Source organism: Microbacterium forte, from assembly GCF_031885415.1.
GTDB classification, from domain to species: domain Bacteria; phylum Actinomycetota; class Actinomycetes; order Actinomycetales; family Microbacteriaceae; genus Microbacterium; species Microbacterium forte.
In genome coordinates, this window is record NZ_CP116871.1 from 1,446,112 (window position 1) to 1,458,615 (window position 12,504).

Sequence of the window (12,504 nt, forward strand, 5' to 3'; positions counted from 1 at the left end):
CGGTCACTGCTTGCCTGGCCGCTTGCGCTCGTTCCAGGCTGCGAGTGCCGATGCCGCGGCGCCGGCTGCGCGATCGATCGCGTCGGCGGAGCGGCTGATCATGTCCTGCGCGGCGTCCTGCCAGGCCGACGACGGCTGGGGGGCCTCGCCCGCCTGAACCCTCGCCGAATGCTCCGCGGCCTCGAAGGCGCGCTCGAGGTCGGCGACGGCGTCGCGGTAGGCGGCGAAGTCCTCAGCGCTGACCCGCCCGGTGGCGGCGCGGCGCATCTCGACCGCATGCGCTGCCGCCCGGAGATACGCCGCTGTCGCGGGCTGCTTGACGTCGGTCATCGCCGGGTACGCGATCTGCAGGCCCGCATCGGTCTCATAGTTCATCCATCGCACGACGATCGCCTCATGCTGTGCCTGGAGACGCTCCAGGGGGCGAGGGGCGGATGCTGCGGGGATCGCCGCGCGCGCGGCGTTGAGCCGAACCTGCTTGGCGCGCACGTCTGCGGCGGCGGCCTTGGCATCGTTCTCCTTGGCGCGCAGCATCCGCTTGGCACCGGCCACCTGCTCGGGAGTCGCACGGCGCGCGCTGCGCTCGGCCGAGATGCGCGCGACGTCGGCCCTGGCCAACTTCACGGCCATCCGTCGTTCGACCGCCGTCTGCTGCGCGGCCTTGAGATCGTGCCGGGCCGCGTCGTACTCGAGCCGACGGCCGCTCTTCGTGCTGCGACGACGCAACCCGACCGCCCCGGCCGCGACTCCGCCGGCCGCGACGGGCGCGATCCACCACAACTCGACGGCGAGAAGCAACGGATCCATACTTCGATGCTACCCAGGCCGACGCCTCACCGCTCCGCCGTCTCCCCGACGTACGACCGAGGCCACGACCGATGATCGGTCGTGGCCCCGGTGTTCAGGAATCGGGCTCGTTCACACCAGGGTCTCCTGCCAGGCGGCGTGCAGCTGCGCGAACTTGCCCGTGCCGCTGATGAGCGCCTCGGGCGTGTCATCCTCGATGATCTTCCCGTGCTCCATCACCAGCACCCGGTCGGCGATCGCGACCGTCGAGAGACGGTGCGCGATGATGATCGCCGTGCGGTCCTTGAGCAGCGTCTGCAGCGCGTCCTGAATCAGACGCTCCGAGGGGATGTCGAGCGACGCGGTGGCCTCGTCGAGGATCAGCACCGCAGGGTCGGCGAGGAACGCTCGGGCGAACGAGATCAGCTGACGCTGACCTGCCGACACACGACCACCGCGCTTGTTGACGTCGGTGCGGTACCCGTCGGGCAGCGACGAGATGAACTCGTCCGCCCCGACGGCGCGGGCAGCCGCGCGGATCTCGTCGAGCGAGGCGTCGGGCTTTCCGAGAGCGATGTTGTCGGCGACCGTTCCGCTGAAGAGATAAGCCTCCTGCGTCACCATGACGATGGCCCGGCGGAGATCCTTCGGGTGCAGGTTGCGCAGGTCGACTCCGTCGAGCGTCACCTTTCCGATCGACGGGTCGTAGAACCGGGAGATCAGCTTCGCGAGCGTGGACTTCCCCGCTCCGGTGGTGCCCACCAGAGCGATGGTCTGCCCAGCGGGGATGTCGAGCGAGAAGTTCGGCAGGATCGTCTTCTCACCGTTGTAGCCGAACGTCACCCCATCGAACTCGATGTGTCCTCGCGACTCCCAGAGATCGACCGGCTTCTCAGGATCCGGAACGGTCGGCACCTCCTCGAGCACGCCGGACACCTTCTCCAGCGCCGCCGTGGCGGACTGGTAGGAGTTGAGGAACATCGCGATCTCCTGCATCGGAGCGAAGAAGTTGCGCACGTACAGCACAGCCGACAGCAGCACGCCGACGGTGAGTGCCCCCTCGGACACTCGGATGCCACCCCAGAGCACGACGATGCCGAGCACCAGAGCCGCGACGCCCATCAGACCGGGCTCGAACGTGCCGAACAGCAGCATCGAGCGTCGGTTGACATCCCGATAATCGCCCGCGATCTTCTGGAACGCCACATCGTTGCGGGGTTCCTTGCGGAACGCCTTCACCGCTCGGATGCCCGTCATCGTCTCGACGAACTGCACGATCACCTTCGCGCTGATCACGCGCGACTCGCGGTAGACGAGCTGAGAGCGCGAGTAGAACCAGCGCATCAGGAAGAACAGCGGCACGCCGCCGATCGCGAGGATGAGCCCGGACTGCCAGTCCCACACGCACAGTGCGATGAACGTGAACAGGCCGAACAGCACGCCGGAGACGAGCTCGTTCAGTCCGCCGTCGAGAAGCTCCTTGATCGAGTCGAGATCGCTCGTCTGGCGCGAGATGATGCGACCGGACGTGTACGACTCGTGGAACTCCAGGCTGAGGCGCTGAGTGTGCAGGAAGATCCGCTTGCGGAGGTCCAGCAGCACGGCCTGCGTGAGCTTGGCCGCGATGATGACGTACCAGGCGATCATCGCCGCCGCGACCGCCCCGGCGAGGAGGTAGATCCCGCCGATCATGAAGGTCGGCATCCAGTCCGCGCGCTCGAGCACGGCGGGCAGGGCCCGGTCGAGCCCGATGCTGATCAGGATCGGGCCGGCGACCTGGAGCGCCGTCGAGATCACGAGCACGATCGCCGCGAGCGCGATCTGCGCCTTGAGGGGACGCACGAGCGAGCCCAGCAGTCGGAGCGAGCGACGCCGGATGGCCCGGCTCTCCTCCTTGGTGTAGCTGGAGCGGTCTTCGTCCTGGGTTCCGGTGATCGCGGTGCTCATCGCTGCACCTCCTTCTCGGTGATGATGTCTTGGTCGGCGGCATGCTCGCGGATCCCGGCCTGAACTGTGGCGTCGATCTCAGCCTGCTCGTCGCGGATGATCGGGATGGCGCCCGTACGCGCCGCCTCCTCGGCCTCGAGGCTCGAGATGACGTGCCGGTAGTGACGGCTCGTCCTCAGCAGTTCGCTGTGGGTTCCGACGGCGGTGACGCGGCCGGCCTCGAGCAGCGCCACGCGGTCGGCGAGGGCCACGGTCGAGGGGCGGTGCGCCACGATCATCGCCGTGGTGTCTGCCAGCACGTGCCGCAGCGCCTCTTCGACGAGAGCCTCGGTGTCGACGTCGAGCGCGGACAGCGGGTCGTCGAGCACGAGCACCTTCGGGTTCGCGGCGACGGCCCTGGCGAGTGCCAGACGCTGACGCTGCCCACCGGAGAGGCTCAGCCCCTCCTCGCCGATGACGGTCTCGACGCCCTCGGGCAACGAGTCCACGAAGGCCGCCTGGGCGACCTCGAGAGCCTCGCGCAGCACACGCTCGCCCTCCTCGCTGTGCACGTCGAGGTCGGCGCGCCCCAGCAGCACGTTCTCACGAACGGTCGCCGAGAACAGCGTGGCGTCTTCGAAGGCCATCGCGATGTGCTGGCGCAGCTCGGCGAGCGGCAGATCCCGCACGTCGACGCCGTCGAGCGTGACCCGCCCGCCGGTGACGTCATAGAGACGCGTCGGCAGCGTGGTCAGCGTGGTCTTGCCGCTGCCGGTCAGTCCGACGAGCGCCATGGTCTCGCCCGGCCGCAGCACGAGATCGATGCCGTCGAGCAGGTCGCGTTCGTGCTCTCCTGCGTCCTGGTACCGGAAGTGCGCCGCCTCGAAAGCCAGCTCGCCGCGGGGTTCCGCGATGTGCACCGGGTGCTCGGGGTCGGTGATGGAGTTCGTCTCGGCGTAGATGTCGAACACGCGGTCGGTCGCCGTGCGCGCATCGAGCATGAACGAGAACAGGAAGCCGATCGACTCGATCGGCCAGCGGAGCACCACGGCCATGGCGAAGAACGCGAACAGCTGCGCCTGATCGATCTCGCCCTGCGAGATGAGCCAGATGCCCGACATCAGGCTGAGGCCGAAGGCGATCTGCGGCATGAGGTCGAGCCAGAACCAGATCGACGCGATCGCGCCGGCCTTGCTCATCTCGGTCTCGCGAAGCGTCTCGGCCTGACGACTGAAGCGACCGAGGGCGTGCTTGCCGCGACCGAAGGCCTTGAGCACGCGGATGCCGTGCACGCTCTCCTCGACGCTGGTCGCGAGGTCGCCGGCCTGGTCCTGGCTGCGGCGCGTGAGCGCGCCGTAGCGCTTCTCGAAGAGATAGCCGCGGATCCACAGCGGAATGGCGGTGACGATGAAGATGACGCCCAGCAGCCAGTGCCAGCGGAACAGCAGCACCGAGCCGATGATGATCGTCAGCACGTTGACCACGAGCAGCACGAGACCGAACGCCAGCCACCGGCGGATCAGGCCGATGTCCTGCATCATGCGGCTCAGCAGCTGCCCCGACTGCCAGCGGTCGTGGAACGAGACCGGCAGCGTCTGGAGTCGCGAGTAGAGCTCGGTGCGCATCTTGTACTCGACCTGCGTCGCGGGGTTGAGCACGAACTGGCGGCGCAGCCACACCATCAGCGCCTCACCGAGGGCGAGACCGAAGACCGCGAGCGCACCCCAGGCGATGGCGTCGAGCGCGCCGGTCTGCACCGGTCCGCGCATGATCTGCTCCAGCACGATCGGAATCATCAGCGCGATGATCGCGGCCACGAGGGCGCTGGCGGCACCTCCGGCGAGCCGCCAGATGACGGGCTTCACGAAGGGCTTCAGGCGCCACAGGGCTGCCGGCGTGGAGAGGGACGAGGAGGAAGAAGCGTTCTGCGATGAAGGCGAGGAAGACATGTCTCTCAGACGAGTTTCGTATGGGGAAGCGGTTGCTGAAGGGGGCGGACGCAGCAACGGACTCTCGGAGTCCGGCATCCGGTGAGGTCGTGCGTGTCGGAAAGTGGCTCTAGCGGAGCGGGCGCACCGGGGTCGAGCCGAGAGCGGCGATCTGCACAGCGGCGATCGATGTCATGGTGTCCTCCTCAGGCTCGGCGATGTCGTCCCGGTCGGTGCGACAGCCCACCAGCCTATTCCTGTGAACAAGCTGAGCGCAAGAGAGATTCCCGATTCCTCGACGCCGTCTTCCTCTGGCGACATCGCATGCCGGGATGCCCGTCTCGGTGACGGGCGATAGCGCTTCAGCGCCGGCCGACGATTCTGCGACTCACCCCCGCGCGGCTTCCCTCTCCAACAGACTCGCCTTGACGTCGAGGCCCCACGCGAACCCGCCGAGCGTGCCGTCGGAGCGCAGCACGCGATGGCACGGGACGAACAGCGCCGGAGCGTTGCGCGCGCAGATCGAGGCAGCGGCCCGCACCGCCCGAGGGTTGCCGAGCCGCGCCGCGAACGAGGTGTAGGTCAGCGGCTCCCCCGGCTCGATCTCACGCAGCGCCGACCATCCGGCCAGCTGCAGCGTCGTGCCCGTCTGCTTCACCGCGACCGCGTCGATCGCCGAGAGGTCTCCGGCGTAGAACTCGAGCGCCGCGGCTGCCGCATCCGTGTCGCGCTCGCGCACCTGAGTCGGTCGCCCCTGGGCCGAGAGGCGGGCGACGATCGTCGCCTGATCGGCAGTCCATCCCGAGGAAAGCACTCGCTGATGCTCGTCGGCGAGGATGGTGAACGGCCCGTCCGGGGTCTCGATGGTCTGGATGATGGCGTTCATGGGGTCTCCTTCACAAGGGTGGTGGTCTGGGACGCGCGCGTCCGTCGCACAGGGCGGGCCGGTGCTGCGCGCCAGAGATGTGCGCTGAGATAGCTGCGCCACGGGGCGGTGCGCTCCGCCCACGCGACGAGCGGCCGCGGATCGCCCGGAAGCCCGGACGCGGCGGCCCCTGCGCGCAGTGCGACATCGCCGGGGAGAAGCACGTCGGGGTCGCCGAGCACGCGCATCCGCACGTAGTCGGCCGTCCAGGGACCGATGCCCGGCATCGCGAGCAGGGCGGCTCGCTGCTCGACGCCGTCGTCTCCGACCGTGAGCGGGAGCGAGCCGTCGGCGAGAGCTGCCGCAGCACCGACGATCGCCCTGATACGAGCCCCCGGCCCGCGCAGCACCTCGGCCCCTCGCTCGGCGATCGCCGACATCGTGGGGAACAGAAGCCCCTGCTCCGTGCGCTCCCCCAGCGCCTCGGTCAGGGCCGTCAGGGCAGTGCGAGCGGCGACGACCGTGATCTGCTGACCGATCATCGCGCGGATCAGCATCTCATGCGGATCCGCCGAACCGGGCACACGGATGCCGGGAGTGCGCGCGACGAGCGGAGCGAGCTGCGGATGCGCGCTCAGCGCCTCGTCGACGGCAAGAGGGTCGGCGTCGAGATCGAAGATCCGTCGCACGGTCGACACCAGCGGAGCGAGGTCGCCGAGCTGCGCGACACGGGCACGCAGGTGCAGTCGCTCCGTCGCATCCTGCCTCACCTCGAACCATGCGGGCCCGCCCGCCATGCGCAGATGACGCGAGAACGACGTGGCCGTGGCCTCTTCGACCCCCGACACCGCACGGGCCGCCATCCAGTGGAAGACGCCGGCCGCATCGAGAGGACCGCGATACGGGAGGACGAGGTCGATCGCGCCGGGAGCAGCCGACGCCGGCGTCTTCCGACGGGCCCTGAGCTCGCCCGGCGTCAGGCCGAACACCTCGCGGATCGTGTCGTTGCACTGCCGGATGCTCGCGAAGCCCGCGGAGAACGCGACGTCGGAGATCTGCATGTCCGTGCCGACGAGCAGCATCCGCGCCGTGTGCGCCCGGTGCGCCCGCGCGAGGGCGAGAGGACCCGCACCGAGCTCGGTCGAGAGCAGCCGGGTGAGGTGCCGGGTCGAGTATCCGAGACGCACGGCGAGCCCGGAGACCCCCTCGCGCTCGACCACGCCCGAGGCGATGAGACGCATCGCCCGAGCCGCGACGTCGCTGCGCAGATCCCACGCGGGTGAGCCGGGGGCCGCCTCGGGGAGGCATCGTTTGCACGCCCGGAAGCCCGCCTCGTGAGCCGCCGCGCTGGTCGGGTAGAAGGTGACGTTCTGCGGCTTGGGTGTGCGCGCGGGGCAGCTCGGCCGGCAGTAGATGCCGGTGGAGCTCACGGCGGTCACGAACTGACCGTCGAAGCGCGTGTCACGTGCGCTGATCGCGCGATATCGCTCGTCGAAGTCGGTCACGGGGAAGCTCATGGCTCCACTCTGTCATGCTCCTCCGACGCCGACTGGCGGAAATCGGACATCACTGTGGACTTCGATCTCGACCCCCTGCAGACAGCGCGAGACCCCTCGCGCCGACGTCGACGCGAGGGGTCTCGGAGGTGCTGCGACCCTGGGGCCGGACTCCTCAGTGGAAGAAGTGACGCTCTCCGGTGAAGAACATCGTGACTCCGGCCTTGCGTGCGGCGTCGACGACCTCTTCGTCGCGCACCGAGCCACCGGGCTGCACGATCGCCGTGACGCCCGCGTCGATGAGCACCTGCGCGCCATCGGCGAAGGGGAAGAACGCATCGGATGCAGCGACCGAGCCCGCTGCCCGGTCACCGGCACGCTCGACGGCGAGCCGGCACGAGTCGACACGATTGACCTGGCCCATGCCGACGCCGACCGTGGCGTTGTCCTTCGCGAGGACGATGGCGTTCGACTTCACCGCGCGGCACGCCTTCCACGCGAAGATCAGGTTCTCCATCTCCTCGTCGCTGGGGCGCTCGCCCGAGACGAGCTCCCAGTTCTTCGCGACCGACACGATGTCGTCGGGGAAGCGGTCGGCGTCCTGCAGCAGAAGCCCTCCCGAGACCAGGCGCACGTCCATGCGCTCCTGCTGCCAGTCCTGCGGAAGCTGCAGCAGACGCAGGTTCTTCTTCGCCTTGAACACCTCGAGCGCTGCGGGCTCGAACGACGGAGCGACGATGACCTCGGTGAAGATGTCCTTGAGGTTCTCGGCCATCTTGAGCGTCACGGTGCCGTTCGCGGCGATCACACCGCCGTACGCCGACACGGGGTCGCACTCATGCGCACGGATGTGCGCGCTCGCGATCGGGTCGAGGGCGTTGGGCGCGGTGGTCGCGATGCCGCACGGGTTCGCGTGCTTGATGATCGCGACGGCCGGCTTCACCATGTCGTACGCGGCGCGCAGCGCGGCATCCGCATCGACGTAGTTGTTGTACGACATCTCCTTGCCCTGCAGCTGCGTCGCCTGCGCGATGCCGTGGCCGCCGACGCGCGTGTAGATCGCGCCGCGCTGGTGCGAGTTCTCGCCGTAGCGCAGGGTGTTGAGACGCTCGGCCTGGATCGTGAGGTGGGTGGGCAGGTCCTCGCCCTCACCGAGCGTGCCCTCGGCGAACCAGGAGGCGACAGCCGTGTCGTACGCGGCGGTGTGCGCGAAGGCGCGGGCCGCGAGCTCGCGGCGCTGCGTCAGCGTGGTGCCGCCGTTCTCGATGGCGCTGATGATGCCGGGGTACGACTGCGGCGAGACGACGATCGCGACGTTCGCGTGGTTCTTGGCCGCGGCGCGGACCATGGCAGGCCCGCCGATGTCGATCTGCTCGACGACGTCGTCGCCCTCGGCGCCCGAGGCGACAGTCTCGACGAAGGGGTAGAGGTTCACGACGACGAGCTCGAACGGCGCGATGTCGAGGTCGGCGAGCTGACGCTCGTGATCCTCGAGGCGGAGGTCGGCGAGCAGGCCGCCGTGGATCTTGGGGTGCAGCGTCTTCACGCGCCCGTCGAGCATCTCGGCGACGCCGGTGACGGCGGCGACATCGGTCACCTCGAATCCGGCCTCGCGGATGGTGGAGGCGGTCGAGCCGGTCGAGACGATCTGCACACCCGCATCGGCGAGCGCCGCCGCGAGCACGAGCAGATCGGTCTTGTCGCTCACCGAGACGAGCGCCCGGCGCACCGGGACGGTGTCGCGGTCGCGGTACAGCGAATGATCGTGGCGGGGTCCGGCCATGAGGGGCTCCTTCGTGCGAGGGGGGCGTGCGTGGATCGGGTCAGGATGCGGAGGTCAGCGAGAGCTCGCCGGTCGCGATGCGGCGCACCACGTCGATGAGCAGTCGGCGTTCGACGGGCTTGATGCGCTCGTGCAGGCTGTGCTCGGTGTCGCCTGCGACGACCGGCACCCTCTCCTGGGCGAGGATCGGCCCGGTGTCGACGCCGTCGTCGACCACGATCACGCTCGCGCCGGTCTCCGAGACGCCCGCGGCGAGCGCATCGCGCACTCCGTGTGCACCGGGGAACTCAGGCAGGTAGGCGGGATGCGTGTTGATGAGCCGCGGCGCGAGGTCCGCGACGAGCGCAGCGGGAAGCAGGCGCATCAGGCCGCTGAGCACGACGAGGTCTGCATTCCAGACCGCGAGCTGTCGGCCGAGTTCTTCACCCCACGCCTCACGAGACTCGTGCTCGTGCCAGGGAACCGTGAAGCTCGGGATGCCGAACTCCTCGGCGTGGGCGAGGCCATCGGCTTCGCGGTCGGCGCCGACGACCACCACCCGCGCAGGAAAATCGGGGTGGCGAGCAGCCTCGAGGAGGGCGCGAAGGTTCGAGCCGGTGCCCGAGATGAGAACGGCGACCGTGAGCACGCGCCCAGTCTATCGGGGCCGGCGCCGGGGCCTGACCCCGCGTGTCAGCCGACGGGATCCCCGGGGTCGCGCTGGGGCAGCCGGAATCCCCCCGCGCCATCCAGCGGCGCGGTGTCGTAGTCGGACGCTGCATCGGGCCAGCGAACCATCCCGTCGCCGGGCTCACTCGAGGCGGAATCGGATGCCGTCATCTCGGCGACCCACCGGTCGGTGCGCTCCTCCGCGAGCTCGTCCCGGTTCCGAGGCGACAGGAGCAGGATCGCCGCACCGAGCAGGACCTCGCCGCCCAGAGCGAGGGCGAAGGGCAGCGCCGCCGGTCCGGCTTCGGCGAGCCGCCCCGGTCCCATCGATCCTCCTGCGAGCAGGGCGGCGACCCCGGCGACCGCGGCGGTCAGCACACCGATGCCCGCGGCGATCACCGCACGAGGAGCCATTCCGAGAGGGGTTCCCTCCCACACGAGTCGCGAGCGGACGGCCCATCCTGCGAAGGCTCCCGCTCCGATCGGGAGGATGATCACGATGAGCATCCAGATCGACGTGCTCTCGGGAAGAAGACCGAGCACGGGGATCCCCGGGACCACCCCGAGCTGGGTGCCCGCGGGAGACACCGCAGTGCCGACGCCCACCGCGAATCCGGGGCCGGCGAGCCAGGAGGCCGCCCAGACGATGATCGTCGGCAGATAGGCGAGGTGTCCGAGCGTGATGACTCCGGCGCCGAGCGCGTCGACGCGAGCTGCCTGGAACAACGCGACCATCTCCCCGCCCCGTGCCGCGACGAGAACGGCGACGGCGACCGCCGAGACAGCGGTGACCCCCACCACGGCGAAGGCCGCCCCGCGGACCGCTGCGCTCGGCACCGGTCCCCAATCGCCCCAGGAGTCGACGACGTCGTGGATGCGGTCCAGGACGCCGCCGTCGCCGTCTTCCCAGGCGATGCGCACGGCCCCGCACGCGGCGCCCACGAGATAGACCGCGGTCGGAAGCAGGATGCCCTCTGCGACGGGCGTCTCGACCGCGGCGAGATGCGAGGTCAGCGCGACTCCGGTCGCGATCGCCGCGAACGCGAGGGAACCGGCGAGCGTGCCGAGCAGCCACGCACCCGCGCGGGCGGCACGGGCGCCGGAGCGAGCCGCGAACAGCAGAGTGAAGACGAGAAACGCGAGCGGAGTCACCGAGAGCGTGAAAGCGGCAGCGTCGGGCGCGATGCCCGTGGTGCGCAGCACCTCGGTCGAGACGTCGATGCTCAGCGGCACACCGTGGCCGAACTGCCACAGTGAGCCAGTGAGCGGCCAGAGCGCTCCCCAGTCGGCTGTCACTCCGAACGAGAGCGTCCAGAGCAGGGTGAGCGGCGCCAGCAGAACCACGAGACCGACCGCCGCAGCGATAGCGGCATCGAAGGCGGCGAGGAGCGCGACGAGGAGGCGTTGCATATCGAATCGAGACTACGACGAGAACCCTGTCGTCGCCTGGGGGCGCGCGCGACTCGCGCGACACGATATCGTCTCCTGCGGAGGTTTCCCGATGACAACTGCCCCGTCCCCCACCCGCTCAACCGCCGAACCCACGAACGCCCTGGACCGCTTCTTCGAGATCAGCAAGCGCGGATCCACGATCGGCACCGAGATCCGAGGGGGTCTGGTGACCTTCGTCACGATGGCCTACATCGTGATCCTCAACCCGATCATCCTGTCCGGCTCGGCCGATGTCGCAGGCAACACCCTCGACTTCAGCGCCGTCGGCGCCGCGACCGCGCTGACCGCCGGCGTGATGACGATCCTGTTCGGTCTCATCACCCGCCTGCCCTTCGGCTTCGCTGCCGGCCTCGGCATCAACGCCTTCGTCGCATTCTCGGTCGTCGGCCAGGTCACCTGGCCCGAGGCCATGGCGCTCGTCATGATCAACGGTCTCGTGATCGTGCTCCTCGCTGCCACGGGCCTTCGGAAGATGATCTTCGACGCTGTGCCGTTCCAGCTCAAGATCGCGATCACGGTCGGAATCGGCCTGTTCGTCGCCTTCATCGGCTTCGTCAACTCGGGCTTCGTGACCGCCACCGGCAGCGCGTCCCCGCCGGTCGGTCTGGGCGTCGGCGGCTCCGTCGCGACCGTCCCGACCGTCCTCTTCATCGTCACGCTCATCGTCACCGGCATCCTGGTCGCCCGCAAGGTCAAGGGCGGGCTGCTCATCGGCCTCGTCTCGGGCACGGTGCTCGCGGTGATCGTCGAGGCGATCTGGCACCTCGGCGCCGCGGCAGACGGCAACGCCGGAGGCTGGGGCCTCACGGTCCCCACGCTCAGCGGCTCGCCGTTCGGCCTGCCCGACCTGAGCCTGGTCGGCGCGGTCGACTTCGGCTTCGACTTCAGCAAGGTCAGCCTCGTCGCGATCGTCATGATCGTCTTCACCCTGGTCTTCTCGAACTTCTTCGATGCCATGGGCACCATGACTGGTCTCGCCAAGGAAGCCGGTCTCGCGAACGAGAACGGCGACTTCCCCCGCATCAAGTCGGCGCTGGTCGTCGAAGGTGTCGGCGCGATCGTCGGTGGTGGCACGTCGTCGTCGTCGAGCACCGTGTTCATCGAGTCCGGAGCGGGCATCGGAGAGGGTGCGCGCACCGGCTTCGCGAACCTGATCACCGGTGGCATGTTCCTGCTGGCGATGTTCCTCACACCGCTCACGTCGATCGTGCCGACCGAGATCGCCGCCGCAGCGCTGGTGATCGTCGGAGCCATGATGATGGCCCAGATCAAGTACATCGATCTGACCGAGTTCAGCGTGCTGCTCCCGGTGTTCCTGACGGTCACGGTGATGCCGCTGACCTACTCGATCGCCAACGGCATCGGCGCCGGCTTCGTCAGCTGGGTCCTCGTGCAGGCGTTCTCCGGAAAGGCCAGGAAGATCAGCCCACTGCTCTGGGTGGTCGCCGCCGGTTTCGTCGTGTTCTTCGCCCGCGGACCCATCGAGGCACTGTTCGGCGTCGCCTGAGCGACTCAGGAACAACGAGGGGCGGATGCTGCGGCATCCGCCCCTCTGTCGTGTGCAGGCCCCGTGGCGCCACCCTGTGCGCAGTGCTACAACGGAAGGACCCGAGGAGAGCA

Annotated in this window: 9 protein-coding genes; 1 reads left to right on the forward strand and 8 read right to left on the reverse strand. The window is 69.1% G+C overall.

Annotated elements, in window-relative coordinates:
• Positions 1–3 precede the first annotated feature (3 nt).
• The 8 genes from OB895_RS07045 to OB895_RS07080 form a co-directional block, all read right to left on the reverse strand.
• Positions 4–807 (reverse strand): hypothetical protein, encoded by an 804-nt coding sequence (locus tag OB895_RS07045; protein ID WP_079112403.1) that lies wholly within the window; start codon positions 805–807, stop codon positions 4–6.
• A 111-nt stretch (positions 808–918) separates the two neighbouring features.
• Positions 919–2,733: an ABC transporter ATP-binding protein gene (locus tag OB895_RS07050; RefSeq protein WP_311879621.1), complete on the reverse strand. Its 1,815-nt coding sequence runs from the start codon at positions 2,731–2,733 to the stop codon at positions 919–921.
• Positions 2,730–4,661 (reverse strand): ABC transporter ATP-binding protein, encoded by a 1,932-nt coding sequence (locus tag OB895_RS07055; protein ID WP_311879622.1) that lies wholly within the window; start codon positions 4,659–4,661, stop codon positions 2,730–2,732. The genes OB895_RS07050 and OB895_RS07055 overlap by 4 nt, the downstream gene beginning before the upstream one ends.
• A gap of 367 nt (positions 4,662–5,028) precedes the next feature.
• On the reverse strand, positions 5,029–5,526 hold the full coding sequence (locus tag OB895_RS07060; protein WP_311879624.1) for a methylated-DNA--[protein]-cysteine S-methyltransferase: 498 nt from the start codon (positions 5,524–5,526) through the stop codon (positions 5,029–5,031).
• The gene (locus OB895_RS07065; RefSeq protein ID WP_311879625.1) at positions 5,523–7,022 is read right to left on the reverse strand and encodes a DNA-3-methyladenine glycosylase 2 family protein; all 1,500 of its coding nucleotides are present in this window, start codon (positions 7,020–7,022) and stop codon (positions 5,523–5,525) included. Before OB895_RS07065 ends, OB895_RS07060 begins: the two co-directional genes overlap by 4 nt.
• Positions 7,023–7,176: 154 nt before the next feature.
• Positions 7,177–8,784, reverse strand: coding sequence for a bifunctional phosphoribosylaminoimidazolecarboxamide formyltransferase/IMP cyclohydrolase (purH, locus tag OB895_RS07070; RefSeq protein ID WP_311879626.1), 1,608 nt, complete (start codon positions 8,782–8,784; stop codon positions 7,177–7,179).
• 40 nt (positions 8,785–8,824) lie between these two features.
• Positions 8,825–9,412: a phosphoribosylglycinamide formyltransferase gene (purN, locus tag OB895_RS07075; protein ID WP_079112399.1), complete on the reverse strand. Its 588-nt coding sequence runs from the start codon at positions 9,410–9,412 to the stop codon at positions 8,825–8,827.
• A 44-nt stretch (positions 9,413–9,456) separates the two neighbouring features.
• Positions 9,457–10,842, reverse strand: a complete 1,386-nt coding sequence (locus OB895_RS07080; protein WP_311879628.1) for a cell division protein PerM — start codon at positions 10,840–10,842, stop codon at positions 9,457–9,459.
• Positions 10,843–10,933: 91 nt separating this feature from the next.
• Between OB895_RS07080 and OB895_RS07085 the strand changes: the two genes are divergently transcribed.
• The gene (locus OB895_RS07085) at positions 10,934–12,391 is read left to right on the forward strand and encodes an NCS2 family permease (RefSeq protein ID WP_311879630.1); all 1,458 of its coding nucleotides are present in this window, start codon (positions 10,934–10,936) and stop codon (positions 12,389–12,391) included.
• The last annotated feature ends 113 nt before the right edge of the window (positions 12,392–12,504 follow it).